Annotated in this window: 20 protein-coding genes and 1 rRNA gene; 19 read left to right on the top strand and 2 right to left on the bottom strand. The window is 62.5% G+C overall.

What is annotated here, in order from left to right; translation table 11 throughout:
• Positions 1-3: 3 nt before the first annotated feature.
• The 14 genes from J1M86_RS13840 (at position 4) to J1M86_RS13775 (ending at position 11040) form a co-directional block, all read left to right on the top strand.
• On the top strand, positions 4-1140 hold the full coding sequence (locus J1M86_RS13840; protein ID WP_206510303.1) for a hypothetical protein: 1137 nt from the start codon (positions 4-6) through the stop codon (positions 1138-1140).
• Between the two features lie 98 nt (positions 1141-1238).
• A complete protein-coding gene (locus J1M86_RS13835; protein ID WP_206510302.1) occupies positions 1239-1496 on the top strand; it encodes a BatC protein in 258 nt (85 codons plus the stop codon).
• The gene (locus J1M86_RS13830; protein WP_206510301.1) at positions 1493-2752 is read left to right on the top strand and encodes a cupin domain-containing protein; all 1260 of its coding nucleotides are present in this window, start codon (positions 1493-1495) and stop codon (positions 2750-2752) included. The genes J1M86_RS13835 and J1M86_RS13830 overlap by 4 nt, the downstream gene beginning before the upstream one ends.
• Positions 2753-2810: 58 nt before the next feature.
• Positions 2811-3227, top strand: a complete 417-nt coding sequence (locus J1M86_RS13825; RefSeq protein ID WP_075837909.1) for a VOC family protein — start codon at positions 2811-2813, stop codon at positions 3225-3227.
• 171 nt (positions 3228-3398) lie between these two features.
• Complete coding sequence (locus J1M86_RS13820; RefSeq protein WP_206510300.1) at positions 3399-4388, top strand: tripartite tricarboxylate transporter substrate binding protein; 990 nt, start codon at positions 3399-3401, stop codon at positions 4386-4388.
• Positions 4385-4903 (top strand): tripartite tricarboxylate transporter TctB family protein, encoded by a 519-nt coding sequence (locus J1M86_RS13815; protein ID WP_206510299.1) that lies wholly within the window; start codon positions 4385-4387, stop codon positions 4901-4903. The genes J1M86_RS13820 and J1M86_RS13815 overlap by 4 nt, the downstream gene beginning before the upstream one ends.
• Positions 4900-6405, top strand: coding sequence for a tripartite tricarboxylate transporter permease (locus tag J1M86_RS13810; protein WP_206510298.1), 1506 nt, complete (start codon positions 4900-4902; stop codon positions 6403-6405). Before J1M86_RS13815 ends, J1M86_RS13810 begins: the two co-directional genes overlap by 4 nt.
• Positions 6398-7309, top strand: a complete 912-nt coding sequence (locus tag J1M86_RS13805) for a sugar kinase (protein WP_206510297.1) — start codon at positions 6398-6400, stop codon at positions 7307-7309. The genes J1M86_RS13810 and J1M86_RS13805 overlap by 8 nt, the downstream gene beginning before the upstream one ends.
• A gap of 19 nt (positions 7310-7328) precedes the next feature.
• The gene (locus J1M86_RS13800) at positions 7329-8072 is read left to right on the top strand and encodes an IclR family transcriptional regulator (RefSeq protein ID WP_206510296.1); all 744 of its coding nucleotides are present in this window, start codon (positions 7329-7331) and stop codon (positions 8070-8072) included.
• Positions 8060-8671, top strand: coding sequence for a bifunctional 4-hydroxy-2-oxoglutarate aldolase/2-dehydro-3-deoxy-phosphogluconate aldolase (locus J1M86_RS13795; protein ID WP_206510295.1), 612 nt, complete (start codon positions 8060-8062; stop codon positions 8669-8671). The genes J1M86_RS13800 and J1M86_RS13795 overlap by 13 nt, the downstream gene beginning before the upstream one ends.
• A gap of 13 nt (positions 8672-8684) precedes the next feature.
• Positions 8685-9737 (top strand): L-glyceraldehyde 3-phosphate reductase, encoded by a 1053-nt coding sequence (gene mgrA, locus J1M86_RS13790; RefSeq protein ID WP_206510294.1) that lies wholly within the window; start codon positions 8685-8687, stop codon positions 9735-9737.
• Positions 9734-10216: a heme-degrading domain-containing protein gene (locus J1M86_RS13785; protein ID WP_230557122.1), complete on the top strand. Its 483-nt coding sequence runs from the start codon at positions 9734-9736 to the stop codon at positions 10214-10216. Before mgrA ends, J1M86_RS13785 begins: the two co-directional genes overlap by 4 nt.
• Positions 10213-10623 carry a DoxX family membrane protein gene (locus J1M86_RS13780; RefSeq protein ID WP_075837905.1) on the top strand — a complete coding sequence of 137 codons (411 nt, stop codon included), beginning with the start codon at positions 10213-10215 and terminating at the stop codon, positions 10621-10623. The genes J1M86_RS13785 and J1M86_RS13780 overlap by 4 nt, the downstream gene beginning before the upstream one ends.
• 9 nt (positions 10624-10632) lie before the next feature.
• Entirely contained in the window at positions 10633-11040 is a 408-nt protein-coding gene (locus J1M86_RS13775; protein WP_206510293.1) for a CoA-binding protein, read from the top strand.
• Here J1M86_RS13775 and J1M86_RS13770 read toward each other — a convergent pair.
• Positions 11037-12101, bottom strand: coding sequence for a DNA polymerase IV (locus J1M86_RS13770; protein WP_206510292.1), 1065 nt, complete (start codon positions 12099-12101; stop codon positions 11037-11039). The two genes, J1M86_RS13775 and J1M86_RS13770, sit on opposite strands and share 4 nt — an antisense overlap.
• 308 nt (positions 12102-12409) lie before the next feature.
• On the opposite strand from J1M86_RS13770, the gene J1M86_RS13765 reads away from it, so the two are divergent.
• The 5 genes from J1M86_RS13765 (at position 12410) to J1M86_RS13745 (ending at position 18843) form a co-directional block, all read left to right on the top strand.
• Positions 12410-13465, top strand: coding sequence for an endonuclease domain-containing protein (locus J1M86_RS13765; RefSeq protein WP_206510291.1), 1056 nt, complete (start codon positions 12410-12412; stop codon positions 13463-13465).
• Positions 13455-14123: a hypothetical protein gene (locus J1M86_RS13760; RefSeq protein WP_206510290.1), complete on the top strand. Its 669-nt coding sequence runs from the start codon at positions 13455-13457 to the stop codon at positions 14121-14123. Before J1M86_RS13765 ends, J1M86_RS13760 begins: the two co-directional genes overlap by 11 nt.
• Positions 14123-17299, top strand: a complete 3177-nt coding sequence (locus tag J1M86_RS13755; protein ID WP_075838021.1) for a DUF87 domain-containing protein — start codon at positions 14123-14125, stop codon at positions 17297-17299. The genes J1M86_RS13760 and J1M86_RS13755 overlap by 1 nt, the downstream gene beginning before the upstream one ends.
• A gap of 70 nt (positions 17300-17369) precedes the next feature.
• On the top strand, positions 17370-18032 hold the full coding sequence (locus J1M86_RS13750; RefSeq protein ID WP_075837902.1) for an SIMPL domain-containing protein: 663 nt from the start codon (positions 17370-17372) through the stop codon (positions 18030-18032).
• Between the two features lie 61 nt (positions 18033-18093).
• Positions 18094-18843 (top strand): DUF2071 domain-containing protein, encoded by a 750-nt coding sequence (locus J1M86_RS13745; protein WP_307786634.1) that lies wholly within the window; start codon positions 18094-18096, stop codon positions 18841-18843.
• Between the two features lie 69 nt (positions 18844-18912).
• Here J1M86_RS13745 and rrf read toward each other — a convergent pair.
• A 5S ribosomal RNA gene (gene rrf / locus J1M86_RS13740) occupies positions 18913-19029 on the bottom strand.
• Positions 19030-19035: the final 6 nt, after the last annotated feature.

The raw sequence follows: 19035 nt of genomic DNA, 5'->3' as shown, positions 1-19035 counted from the left end.
CAGATGGCAGATCATTGCGCACCGACCTTCGATTCCTTGGCCACATCCCTCGGCTTCTCGTGTGCCGAAGCCGGTGGACTGGTCGAGTTCCGAAACCCGTTCGCGCTCGAGAACTGGACACTTCCCGTCCTCGAGCTCACCATCATTCTGGGCGCTGTGCTCGCGCTCGTATTTGCCATCGTGCGCCTCCGACGGCACGGCGACCCCACCAGCCTGGTCCTGTGGTTCGGTGCCTGCGCATACCTTTTCATCATCGAACCGCCCTTGTATTTCCCGGCTGCGTTCGGAATCGACGAACACGTCGACACGATGTTCGCGCACAACGTGTTCACAGTGGAGTTCCTGTGGGGCCGACTGCCGTTGTACATCATTGCGATCTACCCGTTGATGGCCACGATCGCCTTCGAGATCGTGAAAATGTTGGGCATCTTCCGTCGATACGGTGTACTCGTCGGTGCAGTCTGCGTCGGGTTCGTGCATCATGCGTTCTACGAAATCTTCGATCATCTGGGGCCACAGCTCAGATGGTGGGCATGGGCGACGGAGAACCCACTCAACCAGCCCATGTTCGATTCGGTTCCGCTGGGGAGCGTCGTGGTGTTCGCCGCACTGTGGCCGATGTCGCTCGCATTCTGTGTCCAGTGGTTCGTCGGTCGACACATCGACGAGGGCAGGCGCTTCGATGGTCTGCAGTTGGTGTGGCGCACGATAGTGATCGGTGTTCTTGCGTCGCTGGGTACGTTCATTCTCCCGATTCCGGCGACGGTCCTCGGGATGGGAAGCGACACGATTCGGGGCTTCCTTTTCGCAGCAGAACTGCTGATCCTCACGATCGTCGCAGTCGTCGTGTTGACGCGACAGTGGAATCGGCTGCGGCGGGGAGTCGCCGATGAACCCGTGTACCAGAACCGGTTCGTGCAGGCCTACGCCGTGGTGTACCTGTGCATCATGGCATTGCTCTGGATCAGCGCACTGCCCGACTTCTTCAGCGCAACCGACGGCGTCACCGGCAACAACGATCCAATCGGGAATCTCTGGTACACGCTGGCCTGCTTCGCTATTGCGATTGCGACTGTCGCTGCAACATTCACGTCGGCGACGGTCCGAGTCACTCCCCCAAATACTCCGGCGAGCGCTTGACGGGGAGCGACGCTCGTAGAGTGTTTGGAAGCGGGCGGTAGCGACCATACTGTCCGCGGACCGTGAGGTTCCTCGACCCGTAAACGGAAAGGCACTCGATGAGCATCAACGATGACGACATCACCACAACCGGTAAGAGCGGCGGCGAAGGACCTGCCGACGGCGGATCCAACCCCGGCGGCCACGACGGCGGCGCCGATGGCGCTGCGAGCCCGGGCGAAGGACCTGCCGACGGCGGATCCAACCCCGAGGGCCACGACGGCGGCGCCGATGGCGCTGCAAAGCCGGGCGAAGGACCTGCCGACGGCGGATCCAACCCCGGCGGCCACGACGGCGGTGCGGACGGCTCGGCTTGAGCAAGCCTGCAGCTGACGAGCGCGGATCGGATTTCCGGTCCGCGCTCGCTCGTCTGATCTCCGTCGACAGCAGCGTCCTCGCCGAGGAGCATTGGGGGCGCTCACCTCTTCTGTCTCGCGCGCGCGAGCTACCCGGCGCGTTCGACGATCTCATGACGCCCGCCTCGGTCGATGAGCTCGTCTCCCGTCGCGGCGTACGCACACCGTTCGCGCGCATGGCCAAGGACGGTGCGCTCCTGGACAAGAACGAGTTCACCGCGTCCGGTGGTTTCGGGGCGGAGATGCCCGATCAACTCGATTCCGCGTCGGTGCTGTCGGCCTTCGCCGACGGTCACACCCTCGTCCTTCAGGGACTTCATCGTCTGTGGCCACCGCTGATCGACTTCGTGCGTGATCTCGTCGACGATCTCGGCCACCCCGCTCAGGTGAATGCGTACATCACACCGGCCTCATCGAAGGGCTTCTCCCCGCACTACGACGTGCACGACGTGTTCGTGCTGCAGATCAGCGGCGAGAAACGCTGGATCCTACATCCGCCGGTACACCCACATCCGCTGTCGAATCAGCCGTGGTCGGATCGCCGCAGCGCCGTGGAAGAACGCGCGCGCGAGACACCTTTCCTCGACACGGTGCTGGCGCCGGGCGACTGCCTCTACCTTCCTCGCGGATGGATCCACTCTGCCGAGGCATTGGGCGAGACGACGATTCACCTCACCCTCGGGGTTGCCTCCTTCAACCGTTTCGACGTCGCGCATCACCTCCTCGGTCTCGTGCAGGACGATCCCGCGCTACGTCGGCCGTTGCCCGCCGGCCTCGATCTGACCGATCCCGATGCAGTCCTTCCGCATGTGGATCGCGTCATCGACGAGGTCATCTCGAGGCTCCACGACATCAAGAACGACCCCGAGGCCAGACGCCGCATCGCGGAACGACTGGGACGACGGTTCGTCGAGATCACGCGCCCCGAGCCCGTCAACCCGCTGCATACGGTCTCGTTCATGACCGGACTCGACGCGGACAGCATCGTGCTCTGGCGTCGAGGCCTCACTGCGGACGTGAGGGAGGACGACAGCCGGGTCCATCTGACCCTGAGTTCCAAGACTGTCTCACTACCGATCGAGGCCTCTGCCGCAGTAGCTCGGCTTCGATCGGGTAAGCCTTGCCGAGTGGGCGATCTCACCGGTCTGGACGAGGGCAGTGCCATCGTCGTCGCCCGACGCCTGCTGCGCGAGGGAATCGTGGTCCCGCACTCCTGACGGGGGCGGTCGCGGCGCCTTACGATTGACCTCTCACCAACCGACGAGGAGACGGATCATGCCCACCCGACTCAACCCGTATCTGAATTTCCGCGGGACCGCCCGTGAAGCGATGGAGTTCTACCAGAGCGTATTCGGGGGTGAACTCGCGATGAACACCTATGCAGATTTCGGCACCACCGAGGATCCCGCCGAAAAAGATCAGATCATGCACAGCCAACTCGAGTCGCCGTCGGGTTTGACGATCATGGCCGCTGACACCCCGGCAAGCATGGCCCTCAATGTCGGCGACAACGTCTCGGTTTCGTTGAGCGGCGAGGACGAGGACGAGCTCACCGGCTACTGGGACAAACTCGCCGTCGACGCGCAGAACACCATGGGCCTGAACAAGGCACCGTGGGGCGACACCTTCGGCATGCTCACCGACAAATTCGGCATCAACTGGTTGGTCAACATCTCCGGCAGCCAGGGATAGATTTCGATAAGGGGCTCCACCCGGCGGGTGGGGCCCCTTATTGCTGCCTTCATTCCATATTCGGCACATCACATTTCAGAACCACTATGCCCCGGGTCACACATGCGCTATTGTTTGTGCACAGAGAGCAACAGTGTTGCACACAGTGCAACATAACCTCGGAGGCTTACCTTGTTCACATCACTTCCACGTCCATCCCGCGCACTCGTCGGCTCCGGTGCAGCACTGGCGATCCTGGCCGGAACGGTCGCCGGATGCGCCGATCGCGCTTCTGGTGAATCCTCGGCCGAGGACTTTCCGAACCAGAACATCACCCTGCTGACCCCTACCGCCGCCGGCGGCGCAACCGACCTGACCGCACGCACGCTCGGCCAACAAATGGAGGCCGAGCTGGGCGTCAGCGTGGTCGTCGAGAACAGACCAGGCGGCGCCGGATCGATCGGCATGCAATACCTCGCTGATCAGGATCCTGACGGATACACCATCGGTGTTCTCCCCGTCGAAGTCAGCCTGCTCGGCCACCAGGGATATTCGACGGACCCGGCCGCCTACGACTTCCTCGGACAGGTCAACTCACAGCCCGGGACCATCGCCGTACCCGCCGACAGCCCCTTTCAGACGCTCGATGACCTGATCGCAGCAGCGCAGGCAGACCCCGGAGGCGTGACCATCTCCAACGCCGGACCCGGCTCGATCTGGGAAGCAGGTGCACTCGAACTCGGCCGCGTCGCAGACGTGGAGTTCACCGGCGTCCCCTTCGACGGCGGAGCACCCGCCGTCACCGCGGCGATCGGATCTCAGGTCGACGCCGTGGTCGCCGGCATCGGCGAGACGGCACCGGCCCACGCGGATGGACGCCTGCGGGTACTTGCCGTCTTCACCGAGGAGCCCGCACCAGCCCTACCCGGTGTCCAGACCGCCATCGAACAGGGACACGACGTCGTAATCGGCAGTTGGGCCGTGATCGCGGCACCCAGCGGCCTGCCGGACGCCGTCGCGACGAAACTCGAGGATGCCATCGAATCAGCCTCGGCAACAACTGAATACATCGATCTCATCGAGGCCGGCGGCAATCTACCGCTGTATCGCTCGGCCGACGAGACCACCACGTTCGTCGAATCGGAGTCGGACAGGTTCGAACAACTGGCAGGGCAACAATGACTACCCGGCATCTCCCAGAGGTGAATACCCCCGATCAGATCCCAGATGACATCCACGAGGATGTCGTGGCCCGACCCAACAGTCGCGTGTACGAAGTTGCGACAGGGATTGCCGTCATCGCTTTCGGCATCGTCGTCTATTTCGCGGCCGATGCGATCGAGGTCGGTAGGGACGGTCAGTCGTTCGGACCACGCTGGTGGCCGACGGCGTTGTCGATTGCAGCAATCGTCATCGGACTGATCCTGGTTGTTCAGGCGGTGCTGAAGCGAATCACGTCAGAGGAGTCACCGATCACCAGGTCCGGCAGTGTCGTTCTGGTGACGACGTTGGCGATGATCGCGGCATATGGCCTCGCCTGGCAGTACTTCGACTTCCGGGCCGTCACGGTTCTGCTGTTGGCGGGCCTCGTCGCTATCGGCGGTGGGCGCGGCATCAGGGCGCTCGTACTCTTTCCCGTTGTCACCACCGCCGTGCTGTGGTCGGTCTTCGGCTTGCTGCTGCGGGTCCCGCTGTGAACGCCGTCGCCGAGGGACTCAATGCGCTCCTCGATCCCAGTATCGGCCTGTGCCTGATCATCGGGGTACTTCTCGGCACGCTCGTCGGTGCCATTCCGGGCATCACCGCAGCCATGGCCGTCGCGCTTGCTGCAGGATTCACCCTGACACTCGAACCACTCCAGGGTTTGTCGGTACTTCTGTCCATCTACGTTGCCGCACAGTTCGGTGACCGGGTGCCCGCAATCCTCATCAACACACCGGGAACGCCCGCGTCGATCGCCACGACATTCGATGGCTTCCCCATGGCCAAGCAAGGCCGCGCCGGGATTGCATTGACGAGCTCAGCGCTGGTCTCGGCGGTGGGGTCCGTAGTCGGCATCTGCATCCTCGTCTTCGCCGCGCAGCCCATCGCAAGTGTCGCCCTCGAGTTCGGGCCGGCGGAAATGTTCGCTCTCGTGGTCTTCGGAATGACGATGATGATCGGCGTCTCGGGTGGACGAATCGCGAAGGGCCTCTTCGCAGGCATCCTCGGGTTGCTGCTCGGTACCATCGGCCGCGATCCGATCACCGGCGACGGACGCTTCACCTTCGGTGTGAACGAACTCAGTTCCGGCATACCGTTCATTGCCGCGATAGTCGGACTTTTCGGCATCGCCGAGGTCTTCAACCAGATGATCAGCCGCCATCCGACGCACATACCGGCACCGATCACCCAACTCGGCAAGTGGTGGCCGAACAGGTCGGAACGACGCGAACTCGTCAAACCTGCGCTCATCGGATCAGGTGTAGGTGCCGTCGTCGGAGTCGTTCCGGCTGCCGGCGGTGACATCGCGGGCGTCGTGTCCTGGGATCAGGCAAGGCGCGCATCGAAAACGCCGGAAAAGTTCGGCAAAGGATCACTCGAAGGTTTGGCAGCGGCCGACACGGCAAGCACCGCCACCATGGGCGGATCCGTCACCACAACACTCGCGCTGGGCGTTCCCGGTGACGCGGTCATGGCTGTGATGATCGGTTCCATGGTCATCTGGGGACTGCAGCCGGGACCAGCGTTGTTCGTCGAATCGCCCGACCTGGTCTACAGCATCGCCGCGATCATGCTGTTGGCAACCTTCGCCGCCCTCGCCCTCGCGCTCGTCCGGATGCGCGGAGTCGTCAAGCTACTCGACCTCCCGCAGCAGTACCTTTGGGCGGTCATCATCACGTTCTGCATGGTCGGCACGTACGCCGTCCAGAACAGCGCGTTCGACGTCGGCCTCATGCTCGTCTTCGGCCTCCTCGGACTGGTCATGCGCCGCAACGGTTTCCCAGCAGGCCCCCTCGTCCTCGGCCTGATCCTCGGCCCCCTCGCGGAGAGCAATATCCGTCGCGCTTTCCTGATCGACGGCGCAGCCAGCATCTACACCAGCGGTATCGCCGTGGGCCTGCTCGTCCTCAGCGCACTCGCAATCCTCGGTCCGCACATCCGCGCGGCCCTGAGGAAGGGGCGCGGCACACGTTCGAAGGGGACGATCGATGCCTGAGTTTCTCTGCATCGGGGAGACAATGACACTCGTCGCCCCGGTCGAGGCGGTGCCCCTCTCGTGCGCCGAGTTGTTCACGTTGCACATGGGCGGTGCCGAATCCACGGTGGCGCTCTACCTCGTGGAACAAGGACACAGTGTCGCCTGGGCCAGCTACGTCGGCAACGATCCACTCGGCCGCCGCATCGTCGACGAGATCGCCTCGCACGGAGTCGACACATCGTTCGTCACAATGCGCGAGGACGCCGCCACCGGCGTCTATTTCAAGGACCCGGACGACGGCGTGACGACGGTGCACTACTACCGTCGCGGGTCGGCGGCCTCGAAGATGTCACCCTCCACACTGGATGAACTACCGCTGCAGGAAGTTTCGCTCGTACACGTCTCCGGTATCAATGCCGGGTTGTCCGACACGTGCGCCGAGATGATGCGCGCGCTGTTCGATCGATGCGCAGCATCGAGTACACCGATCTCCTTCGACGTGAACTACCGTCCCGGCGTCTGGGAGATCGAGCAAGCGGCGCCTGCGCTTCTCGAGCTCGCGCGACGCGCGGACATCGTTTTCGTCGGCCGGGACGAGGCAGCCACTCTCTGGTCCACCACAGACGCCGCATCCATCGCGGCTCTGATTCTCGACGAGGAATACAGCACAGGAACATTGGTGGTCAAGGACGGTGGCATCGGGGCCACCGAGTTCAGCGCGTCAGGAACTCGCTTCGTCGCTGCCCGCTCCGTCGATGTCGTCGAAGTGGTGGGTGCCGGGGACGCGTTCGCAGCCGGTTACCTTTCAGGAATGGCGAACGGCAAGGATGCCCACGGGAGGCTCTCGATGGGCCACGATCTCGCAGCCCGCGCCTTGTCGAGCACCAGCGACTTCGTCCCAGCAGTCGAGCTCGGCGCGTGAAGAACCGAAGGAGCAGTCAATGTCGCAGAGCGTAGAACGCGCCATCGAAATTCTCGAGTTCGTGGCCATTGCGCCGCGCACTCAGAGCGAGGTCGCCTCGCACCTCGACGTGCACCGATCCACCGCGCTTCGGGTGCTGCAGACTCTCACCGATTCGGGTTTGACGCGCAAACGCAGCGACGGAAAGTACAGCGTCGGCTACCGGCTGGCCGGGCTGGCGAATGCGGCACGGGAACAGTTCGACTTCGCGAACGTCGCGCGCCCGTATCTCGTGAAATTGGGCGAACAGTGCTCGCACACCATCCACCTCGCGGCACTCGAAGGTGGCCGGATCGTGTACGTCGACAAAATCGAGCAACCCGGAATGATCAAACTGTTCTCCCAGATCGGTGCGCCCGTGTGCCTGCACACGGCCGGAGTCAGCAAGGCAATTCTCGCTTTCCAGCCACCCGACGTCGTCGATTCCGTAATGAAGGCAGCGGACTTCGTTTCGCATACGCCCACCACCATCACCTCGAGAAGCCGATTCGATGCCGAGTTGGCTGTCGTTGCAGAACGTGGGTGGTCGGTCGATGACGCCGAATACGAGGACTACGTCAATTGTGTCGCGATGCCGGTGCGGGACGCGAGCAATCGCGTGGTCGCAGCCGTCTCGGTGACCGCCTTGAAGGGCCGTGCGGATCTCACGGCACTCGAACTGTTGCTGCCCGACCTACGCGCAGTGACCGACAACGTATCGAAGGAGCTCGGATGGAGACCATGAACTCCTGGTTCGACGAGGCTTTCTCTCGGGCCCCGGTGATGGCAATTCTGCGCGGATTCGCCCCCGCCCGGACCGTCGAACTCGCCCAACGCGGATGGGACGCAGGCATCACCTGCATCGAAGTACCCATTCAATCCGCGTCGGCGATCGACGCGCTCACCGCCACCGCGAAAGCGGCAGCCGACCGCGGCATGACCGTCGGCGCCGGCACCGTGGTCACAACGGAACTGGTGACGCAGGCACGCGAAGCGGGCGCCTCGTTCACCGTGGCACCCGGATTCGACCCAGCGGTAGCGCTGGCCAGCATGAACGCTGGTATGCCGCATCTACCGGGAGTCGCGACCGGCACAGACGTCCAACAGGCCGCGGCCCTCGGACTCGGGTGGGTGAAAGCATTCCCGGCATCAGTGCTGGGCGCGGGGTGGTTCTCCGCGATGCATGGTCCATTCCCATCGATGAACTTCGTTGCTACCGGCGGTATGAACGCACGGAACGCACCCGAGTTCCTCGCGGCAGGCGCCCGCGTCGTCGCCGTCGGTTCCGCACTCGAAGACAACGCCCAAATCGACCTCTTGACAGACCTCTTCGCAGCTCGATAAGGAGCCTTCACCCATGCATTCTCTTCTGAACGACGCCTACACCCCGGCGCCCACCCGCTACGACTCGATGGACTACCGTCCCGTCGGCACATCCGGATTGCTGCTACCAGCGGTATCGCTCGGAATGTGGCACAACTTCGGCGACGACACCCCCATCCAGAAGCAGCGCGACATCGTCCGCGCAGCCTTCGATCTCGGAATCACACACTTCGACCTTGCCAACGGCTACGGACCCCCGATGGGGTCGGCCGAGAAGAACGTCGGACGGATTCTCGCGGAGGACTTTTCGAACCTGCGCGACGAAATCGTCATCTCGACCAAAGCCGGCTACGACTTTTTCCCCGGACCCTACGGTCGCGGTGGCGGTTCCAAGTACCTGCTGGGCAGTCTCGAGCACTCGCTGAAGAGCCTGCGACTCGACTACGTCGACATCTTCTACAGTCACCGGTTCGATCCCAACACACCACTCGAGGAGACCGCGCGCGCACTCGACACCGCGGTGCGCTCCGGCAAAGCCAGGTATGCAGGAATCTCGTCGTATTCCGCGGCGCGTACCGTCGAAATCGCTGGTCTGCTGCGTGAGCTCGGGACGCCTCTGGCCATCCATCAACCGTCGTACTCGCTCCTGAATCGGTGGGTGGAAGACGGCACTCCGTCGCTGCTCGACGTGCTGGCAGCAGAAGGGATCGGCTGCATCGCATTCTCCGCACTCGCCCAGGGCTTGCTTACCACCAAGTATCTGAACGGCATCCCCGAGGGATCGCGAGCGACGCAGGGAAAGACGCTCCGCGACGGCATGCTGTCGGACAAGAACCTGGAGAACGTCGCAGCGTTGAACAAGATCGCAGAGCGACGCGGACAGCCGCTCGCCCAGATGGCGCTGGCGTGGGTCCTGCGAACGCCGCAGGTGTCCTCGGTGCTCGTGGGCGCTTCGAGGCCGAGTCAGCTGGCCGACAGCGTGCTGGCGTTGCAGCGCCCGGAATTCACTGCGGACGAGCTCGCCGAGATCGACGAGTACGCCGTCGACGGCGAACTGAACATCTGGCTCGCCTCCTCAACCGCATGAACGCCCTCGACGCGGTTGTCGCCGACGAGCAGGAAGTGCGCCTGGACAGGTTCGACTACGACGACGCCTGGGCCCTCGGTTGCCAGATGCGGCAGGAGGCGGCGCAGCGGCAACTGCCCTTGGTGATCGGCATTGTCCACGGTCACCAACGTGCGTTCCACGCCGCGCTGCCGGGTTCGTATCCAGAAAGCGATCACTGGCTGTCGCGAAAGATGGAGGCCGCCAAACGCTATGGCCGAAGCTCGCTCGGCATCGTCGAGTTCTTCACTGCCACCGGCCGCGACTTCGACACTCAAGCACACCTGCCGACGGAAACGTTTGCAGCGGCGGGCGGCGTCGTGCCGATCGAGGTGACTGGCGTCGGGATCGTCGGTTTCGTTGGAGTATCCGGTCTGCCGCACCGCGAGGATCACACGTTCGTCATGGAGCAGTTGAGAGCATTTGCGCCGAGCAGCCAACGTGTAACCATGGAGCAATGAAACTCATCGCCCGCGTCATCCTGGGGTCTTTTCTGGTCTTTGCGGGACTGAGCCACCTGTTCTGGGCGCGGACGGAGTTTCAGGCGCAGGTGCCGACGTGGGTTCCGATCGACACGGACTTCGTGGTGCTCACATCCGGCGTGGTCGAGATCGTCCTCGGTGCTGCCCTCATCCTGTGGGTTCGCAGACGGGCCTTGGTGGGGTGGGTCGTTGCCGCGTTCTTCGTCGCCGTGTTTCCCGGCAACATCTCGCAGTTCGTCACGGGCACCGATGCTTTCGGACTGGACACCGACGCTGCCCGCGGGATACGGCTGGTGTTTCAGCCGCTGCTGATCATCTGGGCTCTGTGGTGCACCGACGCGTGGGCTTCGTGGCGAACACGGGATACGACGGCACGCCAGGTGTAGCTTTTAGATATGACGTCATGGCAGGAACCCGAGTCAGTGAACCTCATGCTCGACCGACTCGACACGTGGGCGATCGTAGGGCTATCGGGCGACCCCTCCAAGACCGCCTACGAAATCGCTACGGTATTGCAGGAGCACGGCAAGAAAATCGTGCCCATTCATCCCAGCGCCCCGACAGTCCTCGGCGAACAGGGCTACGCCAGCCTGAAAGATGTTCCGTTTCCCATCGACGTCGTCGATGTGTTTCGCAGGTCCGACTCCGCCGGCCAGTTCGCCGACGAAGCCGTCGCCATCGGCGCCAAAGGTGTGTGGTTTCAACTCGGTGTCATCGACGAGGCCGCATTCGATCGAACCATCGCTGCAGGCGTGCCGATGATCATGGACACCTGCCCGGCAATACAGTGGCGTCGCCGCTAAGCCTGCTCACTGTTCTTCGCATCCGGCGGGGTCATTTCGAGCCGAACCCCCATCAATCTGACAGCGCGTGAGTGGTCGAACCGATCGACCAGTGCCACGGCAGCATCGGAGATCACCGCCGGATCGAAAGTCGGCTCCGGCAGCGGCGCTGTGGTGGTGTGAGTTTCGAACGGCGCGTACCGCACTTTGAGGGTGACTCGAACTGCGCAGCGATCCTCGGCGAGAAGATCCTCCCGCACCCGCATCGCGAGGCGTCGTACTTCCTCAGTGACGTCGTTCCAGTCTTCGAGGTCGCTCTGAAAGGTCGTTTCGCGGCTGTGTGAGCGCGCCACCCATGGCTCTGCGGATACCGGCGACAGGTCGACGCCGCGCCCCTTCGATGCAATCCACGGGCCGGTCTTCGGTCCGAAAGCAGCGGCCAGCACCTCATCGTCCGTGGCCGCCAACTCCGCAACCGTCTCGATCCCGATCGATGCAAGCTTCTTGGCCGTCTTCTTGCCGATACCCCACAGCGAATCGGTCGAACGCTCCCCCATGATCTCGAACCAGTTGTCCTTCGTGAGGGTGTAGATGCCCTGCGGCTTCCCGAAGTCTGTGGCGATCTTCGCCCGCAACTTGTTGTCGCCGATACCGACCGAGCAGTGCAACCTCGACGCCTCGAAGACGGTGTCGTGTACCCGCCGAGCGAACCGCACAGGATCCTCGGTCTCGACTCCGAGAAATGCCTCGTCCCAGCCCATCACCTCGACCACCACGTCCAGGCTGCGCAAGGCGTCTATGACGGTGTTCGACGCCGCGTTGTACGCATCACCGTCGACGGGCAGAAAAATCGCATCTGGCAGCTTCTTCGCCGCAACACGCAGGGGCATCCCGGATCCGACGCCGAACTCTCGTGCCTCGTACGACGCCGTCGAGACCACGCCTCGCTCGGTCGGGTCTCCCCTGCCCCCGACGACAATCGGCTTACCCGCGAGTTCCGGATGACGAAGGACCTCGACCGCGGCGATGAACTGGTCCAGATCCACATGCAGCACCCACCGTCGGCGCGGCGCAGTGGTCATGGAGCCATTGTGCTGCACCCCTCCCGCCGAGATCGAGGTTACGACCAGGAATCGGGCGTTTTCGAGACACAACTTCGATCTCGGCGGGAGGGTCAGCGGAAGACGCTGCCCTGGTCATCCGTATGAATGAACTTGAACGGCCCTGTGCAGCAACGATGCAGTTGAGCCGCCTTGGTCCCACTTCGCTTCCTGCGCGGGGTCAGCCAGCGTGCCAAGATGATCGGGATGTTCAATCTGAGCAAGACGTTCGTGCATCGAACTCGGCAGTGCCCGTGCATGTCGGCTTCGAATTCGACGTGGAGGGTTCGTTGAAAACACGGCACGAAACGCCGTGGTACGCGCGACTGCCGGACAGTCGAGCAGTGGTGCTACGCGGCGCCGACGCCCACCACATCGCAGTCTCTCTCGATCCTCTTCCACACGATGCGCCAGCCGTGGCGACGATCCACCTCGTCGATGTCGTATCGCAGCGCGGCGTAGTCACCACAGTTCTCGACAACCTGGAAACTGCTGTTCGTGATTCCTTTCCTACCTGGCTTCCCGGCGGGGATTATTTAGAAGGCCCCAACCGTCTCGACCTTCTCGCGTCACGAAGACTCTCGCTCGAGCTGGCATCGACCTCGGAGCACTTCGGTCCGTTCGTGACCGCGATGACGGAGTCCGCACTGCGCGGCAGGCCCATCGGTCGAGAATTCATAGATCAAACCCGAGCAGAGGGTCTGCGACGCCTGCTGGCTGACACCTACCACCGTCGATCGGTCGCGCTGGTGCTGAGCGTCGAGGCCGGTCAGAGTAGCTATCAACACTCGCAGTTGATTGCCGGGTGCATGTGGCTGGCGAACAGTGGCGGGTTCGCAGTGTGGATCGTCAGTCCCGATGACATGATTTCGGACCACATCCGAGTAGTCGACATATCGATCGACCGTGTGCTTGAGTCGTCCAAGTTCACCGACCAGCGTATTCACATTCCCGCTCTCGCAGGTAAACCCCATCCAGGCAGCACAGCAGAGAAGAAGCTCGAAAAGGTCCTTGCCACCTGCGAGTGGGCGTCCGGCCGCGAGTGGAATCAACCCTTCCAGGCCACCTCGCTGCACGAACGCATCGTGGTGGATCTCAGATGGCCAGGCGAAAAGTGCGTCGTCGAAGTCGACGGCGACGAACATCGCCATCCGGTCAAGTTCGCGCGCGATCACCAACGCGACGTCGTGCTGCAGTTGGATGGCTACGCGGTGCTGCGCTTCACCAACGCACAGATCCTCGACGACGTGACAGCTGTAGTCTCCGCAATCGAGAAGTACATCAAGATCAAGCGGGAGTCGACCGCCCGCACTGCACAAATCGAAGGGACACCCCGTGGCGAGTGACGAACTGACCGGCACCGAGAGGCTGATACTCCTGGTGCTCATGGCTCAGGCCGAAGAGACGTCGAACACTCGTCTCAAAGAACTCGGTCCCGAATTGAAGAAGGATCATCGCACACGCCTGAACAACCTTCGATTGATTGAGACGGACTACAGCAGGAAGCCGATGGTCCACTCCCTCACCGACAAGGGCTGGGCCGCATGCGCCCGGGAACTCAAGAGCGGACCACCTCCGCGCGCAACACCGCAGGCCAAGGGAACGTACACAATCCTGGCGGGGCTCCAGCGATTCCTGGATAGACGCGACCTCCGCCCGTCGGACGTTTTCCGCATCGACGAACCGGCCCCTGACAGCACCGAGATCTTGACTCCTGCTGCAACGGTTGCCGCCCCCGTAGGCACAAGCATCGAGACTCTTGTCCGTACGGCGTACGCCGACCTTGCTCCCAGAAAGGGCGCCTGGGTCACCATCCGAGACATTCGTTCAGCCCTACCCGGCGTACCGAAACCGAAGCTGGACAGAGCGCTTGGCGAGATGTACAGGATCGATGACGTCAGTCTGATAGCGGAGGAGAACCAGAAGGCGTTGGAGGACTCCGTTCGAAGTTCCGCCATCACGATCGCCGGCCAGCCAGTCCACCTGATCGCAATCGAGGGATGATGAAGGACCTCGAGCGCAAGGCGCTGCGGTCGATACGACTCAACTGGGCTCCCACGCCCGACGACGTCTGGCGTTCGCAATCCGAACTCCATGCGCACTCGCTTCACGACACCGCATTGAACCTGGTTCTCGAGGCATTCGACGACGCAGAAGCCAGCGCTGACGCAAGTCCGATCGGTGTCGCACTTCGCGGCACCGCGGGGTCCGGAAAGACGCACTTGCTCGGTCAGGTACGTGAACGAGTTCAAGCGAGCGGCGGGTACTTCTTCCTGATCGGTTTGCTCGACGCGACGACCTTCTGGCAGACGACACTGGTCGGGATGCTGGACGATCTCACGCGACCTGCACCCGAACAGGACACACAGCTCAAATTGTTTCTGTGGCGCTTGGCGTCGATCACGCGTATCACCAGAGCGGAACGTCGAGCCATCATCGGCGAAGACAAGCTCACCCCCGAAACGCTCGACAAGTTCGTCAGCGCAGTCCACGCGGTTCATCCGCGACTGATCAACCAAAGCCAGTCGACCCTGCGCGCACTGACGCTCTATGCCACAACAGATTTGAGCGTGCTGGACGTCGGCAATGCGTTCCTTCAATCGATCGATGAAGCACAGACGGGATCTCGGGAACACTGGGGAATCCAGCAAGCGGTGCTGACGCCCCAACAGGTGGTGAGAGATATTTCGCGGCTGCTCGCAGCTACGGGCCCGTCGGTACTTGCCGTGGACCAGATCGATACCCTGCTCGCGCAGTCCCGTTCCGCAACCAACGCACCGAGCGACATCGAATCCTCGGACAATCTCGTCATCGAACAGGTCGCCCACGGGTTGATGGCCCTTCGCGAAAACTTGGGACGTACAGCTTCGGTCGTGGCGTGCCTGCCGAGCGTGTGGGAGTTGATCCAAGATCGTGCCAGCCGTACCGTCAGCGACCGTTTTCGACTCACGCCTGTACTGAAGGGACTCCCGAGAGGCTCCATAGCCGAGGACATCCTGACCAGACGTTTTCAGGCCAAGTACGGTTCGGTCGGCTTCGAGCCACCTCATCCGACCTGGCCTGTCTCGAAAAGCGCGTTCGCCGCGGCCGAGGGCATAACACCGCGGCAACTGATGATCAATGTGGACAAGCACATCCGCCGCTGTTTGGAGACAGGCACAGTCTCGGAACTCACCGATCTCGTCGGCGATCACGGATACACAGATGAGGGTAGAGAAGACGAATCAGAGCTCGCTGTTCTCGATATCAGGTTCGAAGAGTTGAAGAAGGAGGCGAATACGAACCTCCCTACGAGCCACAAGTTCGAGGACAAGTTCATGCCGCCCCTGCTCTCAGCCGGTCTCACGGCATGGATTAAGGAACTCGGCGGCATAGGCGACGCCTTTTCGCTCGACAACCTGCCGAGTGCGAAGCCTGCCCTACACGCACGGCTGCGCCAGAAGCTCGACCCTGCGACCGAGGACGAGCAGCACTGGGCTTTCCGCGCCATCGCGTCGGAAAGCGCAGTTGCGGTTCTGAACCGCCTCCGTGCCGCATGTACAACTGCAGGACTGCACACCGGGATTTCCCGTCGCAAGCTCTTCGTCATTCGAAACGTTCCGTGGTCGAAGGGCCCTAAAACTGCCCAGGCGGTCAACGATTTCGAACAGGCAGGCGGGCGCACGCTGAGTGTGTCCGAGGATGAACTGGCGTCACTGTCGGCACTAATCGGCATGCTGGACGAAGGCTCACCGCAGCTCGATGCATGGCTGACGTCTCGACGTCCGGCTCACCAGATCAAGGTTCTCGTCGACGCGTTGAGCGACGAGACCGACCTTGGCTCGGGGCTGTTCCCAGTTCCGGATCCCCAGCCAGACAAGACCCCCGCGGTGCCCGAGACGAACGGTGCGCAGCAGGACACCGCACCTTCGACGGATCCCCAGCCACTTGTCGATCCACATTCTGTCCCGCTCGGAAACCGGATCGACAGCGACGGGAAACTCCATGTCGACCTCGAAGCGCTGCGTAAGCACACGGCAATCTTCGCGGGCTCAGGCTCGGGCAAGACTGTCCTCATTCGGCGTTTGGTCGAGGAGTGTGCGCTACGCGGAGTTTCTGCGATCGTGCTCGACCCGAACAACGACCTCGCCAGGCTTGGATCGACTTGGCCGACCCCGCCGGCGCACTGGGACAGCGCCGAGACACACAGAGCTGCGGAGTATCACGCAAATACCGAGGTGGTCATCTGGACACCTCGACGGACGGCCGGACGGCCACTCAGTTTCCAACCTCTGCCCGACTTCACGAGCGTCCTGGATTTCCCTGACGAGTTCGGGGAAGCAATCGATTCTGCTGTCGCAACGCTGGCACCGCGCGCCCTCATAGCCGGTAAGACTGCCAAGGCCAGTCAAGCGCAGGCAGTACTTCGCCAGGCCCTGGAACACTTCGGTAGCAACTCAGGAAGCAGCCTCGTTCAGTTCATCGACCTGCTGTCCGAGCTTCCCGACTACATAAGCGGGCTCGAGAACTCCGAGAAGATCGCAGCCGATATCGCCCAGAACCTACGCGCCTCAATGGTGAACGACCCGATGTTCGGGGGCGAGGGGACTCCGGTCGACCCAGGATTGCTGCTCACTCCATCGGCCGGCAAACGCGCGCGCATATCGGTGATCAGCATGGTTGGCCTACCGTCCGACGAACAACGTCAGAGTTTCGTGAACCAACTGCAGATGGCGTTATTCGCGTGGGTCAAGAAGAACCCGGCGGGTGACCGACCGCTCGGCGGTCTGTTCGTTATGGACGAGGCGCAAACGTTGGCGCCATCCGGGGCGATGACTGCATGTACGCAAAGCACCCTTGCGCTCGCATCCCAGGCACGCAAGTACGGTCTCGGACTGGTGTTCGCAACCCAAGCTCCGAAAGGACTGAACAACAAGATTCCTGGAAACGCTGCCACTCAATTTTTCGGGTTCCTCAACAGCCCTGCGCAAATCGATGCAGCGAAGGAAATGGCACGGGCAAAGGGCAGCTCGGCCACCGATATCGGTCGTTTGAAGACCGGCCAGTTCTACGCGGCTGTGGAGGGGGAAGGCTTCAGCAAAATCCAGGCCCCTCTCTGTCTGAGCTACCACCCGAGCAGTCCGCTGACCGCCGAGGAGGTCATCGCGCTCGCACACCGCCCGATTCCGCACGAATCGTGATGCTGGCAGATCTGCCGAGTGGCACGGCCTTTGCCGCGGTCGCGACGACCTTTGTGCGAAACTCGAACCCATGGAATCGAACACCGTCGAGATCACGGTCGTCGGTCAGGGCAGCGCGACATTCGCGCCCGAGCGTTGCACTATCGCCCTCACGGTGCGGTCGGATGGGCGCTCCGCGGAGGCCGCTGCGGAACCCGCTCATCGCCTGGTCGATGAGCTGAGTCGACTCATCGATCCGCTCTACAATCCGGAGCACGGTCCGATCGATTCGTGGGCGCTCGATCAGGTCAGGCATTCGCGCCACCGTCCGTCGAACCACGAAGGAGAGCAGCTGCCGTACGTGTACCAGGCAGTCGCGACGATCATGGTCGAGTTCGGTCAGATAGACGTCATCGATGCCTTCGTCTATGCCGTGTCCGCACTGGATGGCGTAGAAGTTGGGCACTTCGAGTGGGGTCTTGCCGCGGACAGCCAGGCAGCGAAGATCCGCGAGGTCAGAACTCTCGCTGTGCAGGATGCCGTCGAGAAGGCCGACATCTATGCCCAGAGCGTGGGACGGTCGGCAATCACAGCGATGTCCATCGCCGATCCCGGACTGCTCGGCGTGGGCCCCACGCAGTCGGGCTACGTTGCATCGGCTCGTGCATTCGCGGGAGCGGAGGAGGGCTTCGAGCTGCGTCCACAGGACATCACGCTCCGGGCCGAGGTTCATGCGCGCTTCACCGCGACCTGACACAACGCCCGCTGTGGACCGTGTTCGTCCTTCCCGGCCCATTCACGCCTACTCTCGAACTGTGGACAGACTCGATGGACCACGCCTGTGGCCCCGACCTCCGAAGTTGCCGCGACCGATCCTGATGGACCAGAGGTGGGAAAACCTGGCCTTTCTGCACTGGCGAGTTCCCAGTGAAGCAGTCGCGCCGCTCCTCCCCGCTGGTTGCCGGCCCGACGAGTTCGACGGCTCGTCCTGGGTGGGTCTGATCGGCTTCGAGATGGTCGACGCTGGACTCGGCTACGGCTGCCCTGTCCCCTACTTCGGAACTTTCGACGAGATCAACGTTCGTCTCTACTCGATAGATGCCGACGGCCGGCGCGGCGTGTTCTTCCGTTCACTAGAGGCCAACCGGCTCGCGGTGGTGATCGGGACCAATCTCGCACGAATTCCGTATCGCTGGGCTTCGATAACCGCAGAAGTGCGCGATGATGCGATCAGCTACCGCAGCAGACGCCTCGCCCCTCCACACCGTGGTGCCACGACCGACTTCGGAATCATTCGGGGAACCACCGATATGTCCGACGATCCACTTGCTCAGTTCCTCACAGCCCGTTGGGGTTTGCACACAATTTTCGCCGGCCGACTCCTCTACGTGCCGAACGTCCACCGTCGCTGGAAACTCACGGGCGCTGAATCAACTCATTGCTCCGACCGCCTCATCGAGGCGGCGGGCCTCCCCGGAGTTGCGGACAGGCAACCTGACTCGGTCTTGTTCTCGGAGGGAGTGGCGACACAATTCGGGAAGCCGTATCTCGTTCGTTCTACCTGATTCCAGATACCTGGTAGAAAACGCAAAAAAGGGGACCCACCAAGGTGGGTCCCCTTTTTCTTAAATTGTGTTCGGCGGTGTCCTACTCTCCCACACCCTGTCGAGTGCAGTACCATCGGCGCTGGAGGGCTTAGCTTCCGGGTTCGGAATGGGACCGGGCGTTTCCCCTCCGCTATGGCCGCCGTAACTCTG

It is taken from the genome of Rhodococcus sp. KRD197 (genome assembly GCF_017168235.1).
Lineage (GTDB): Bacteria > Actinomycetota > Actinomycetes > Mycobacteriales > Mycobacteriaceae > Rhodococcoides.
This window is presented reverse-complemented; position numbering and strand designations above follow the sequence as displayed.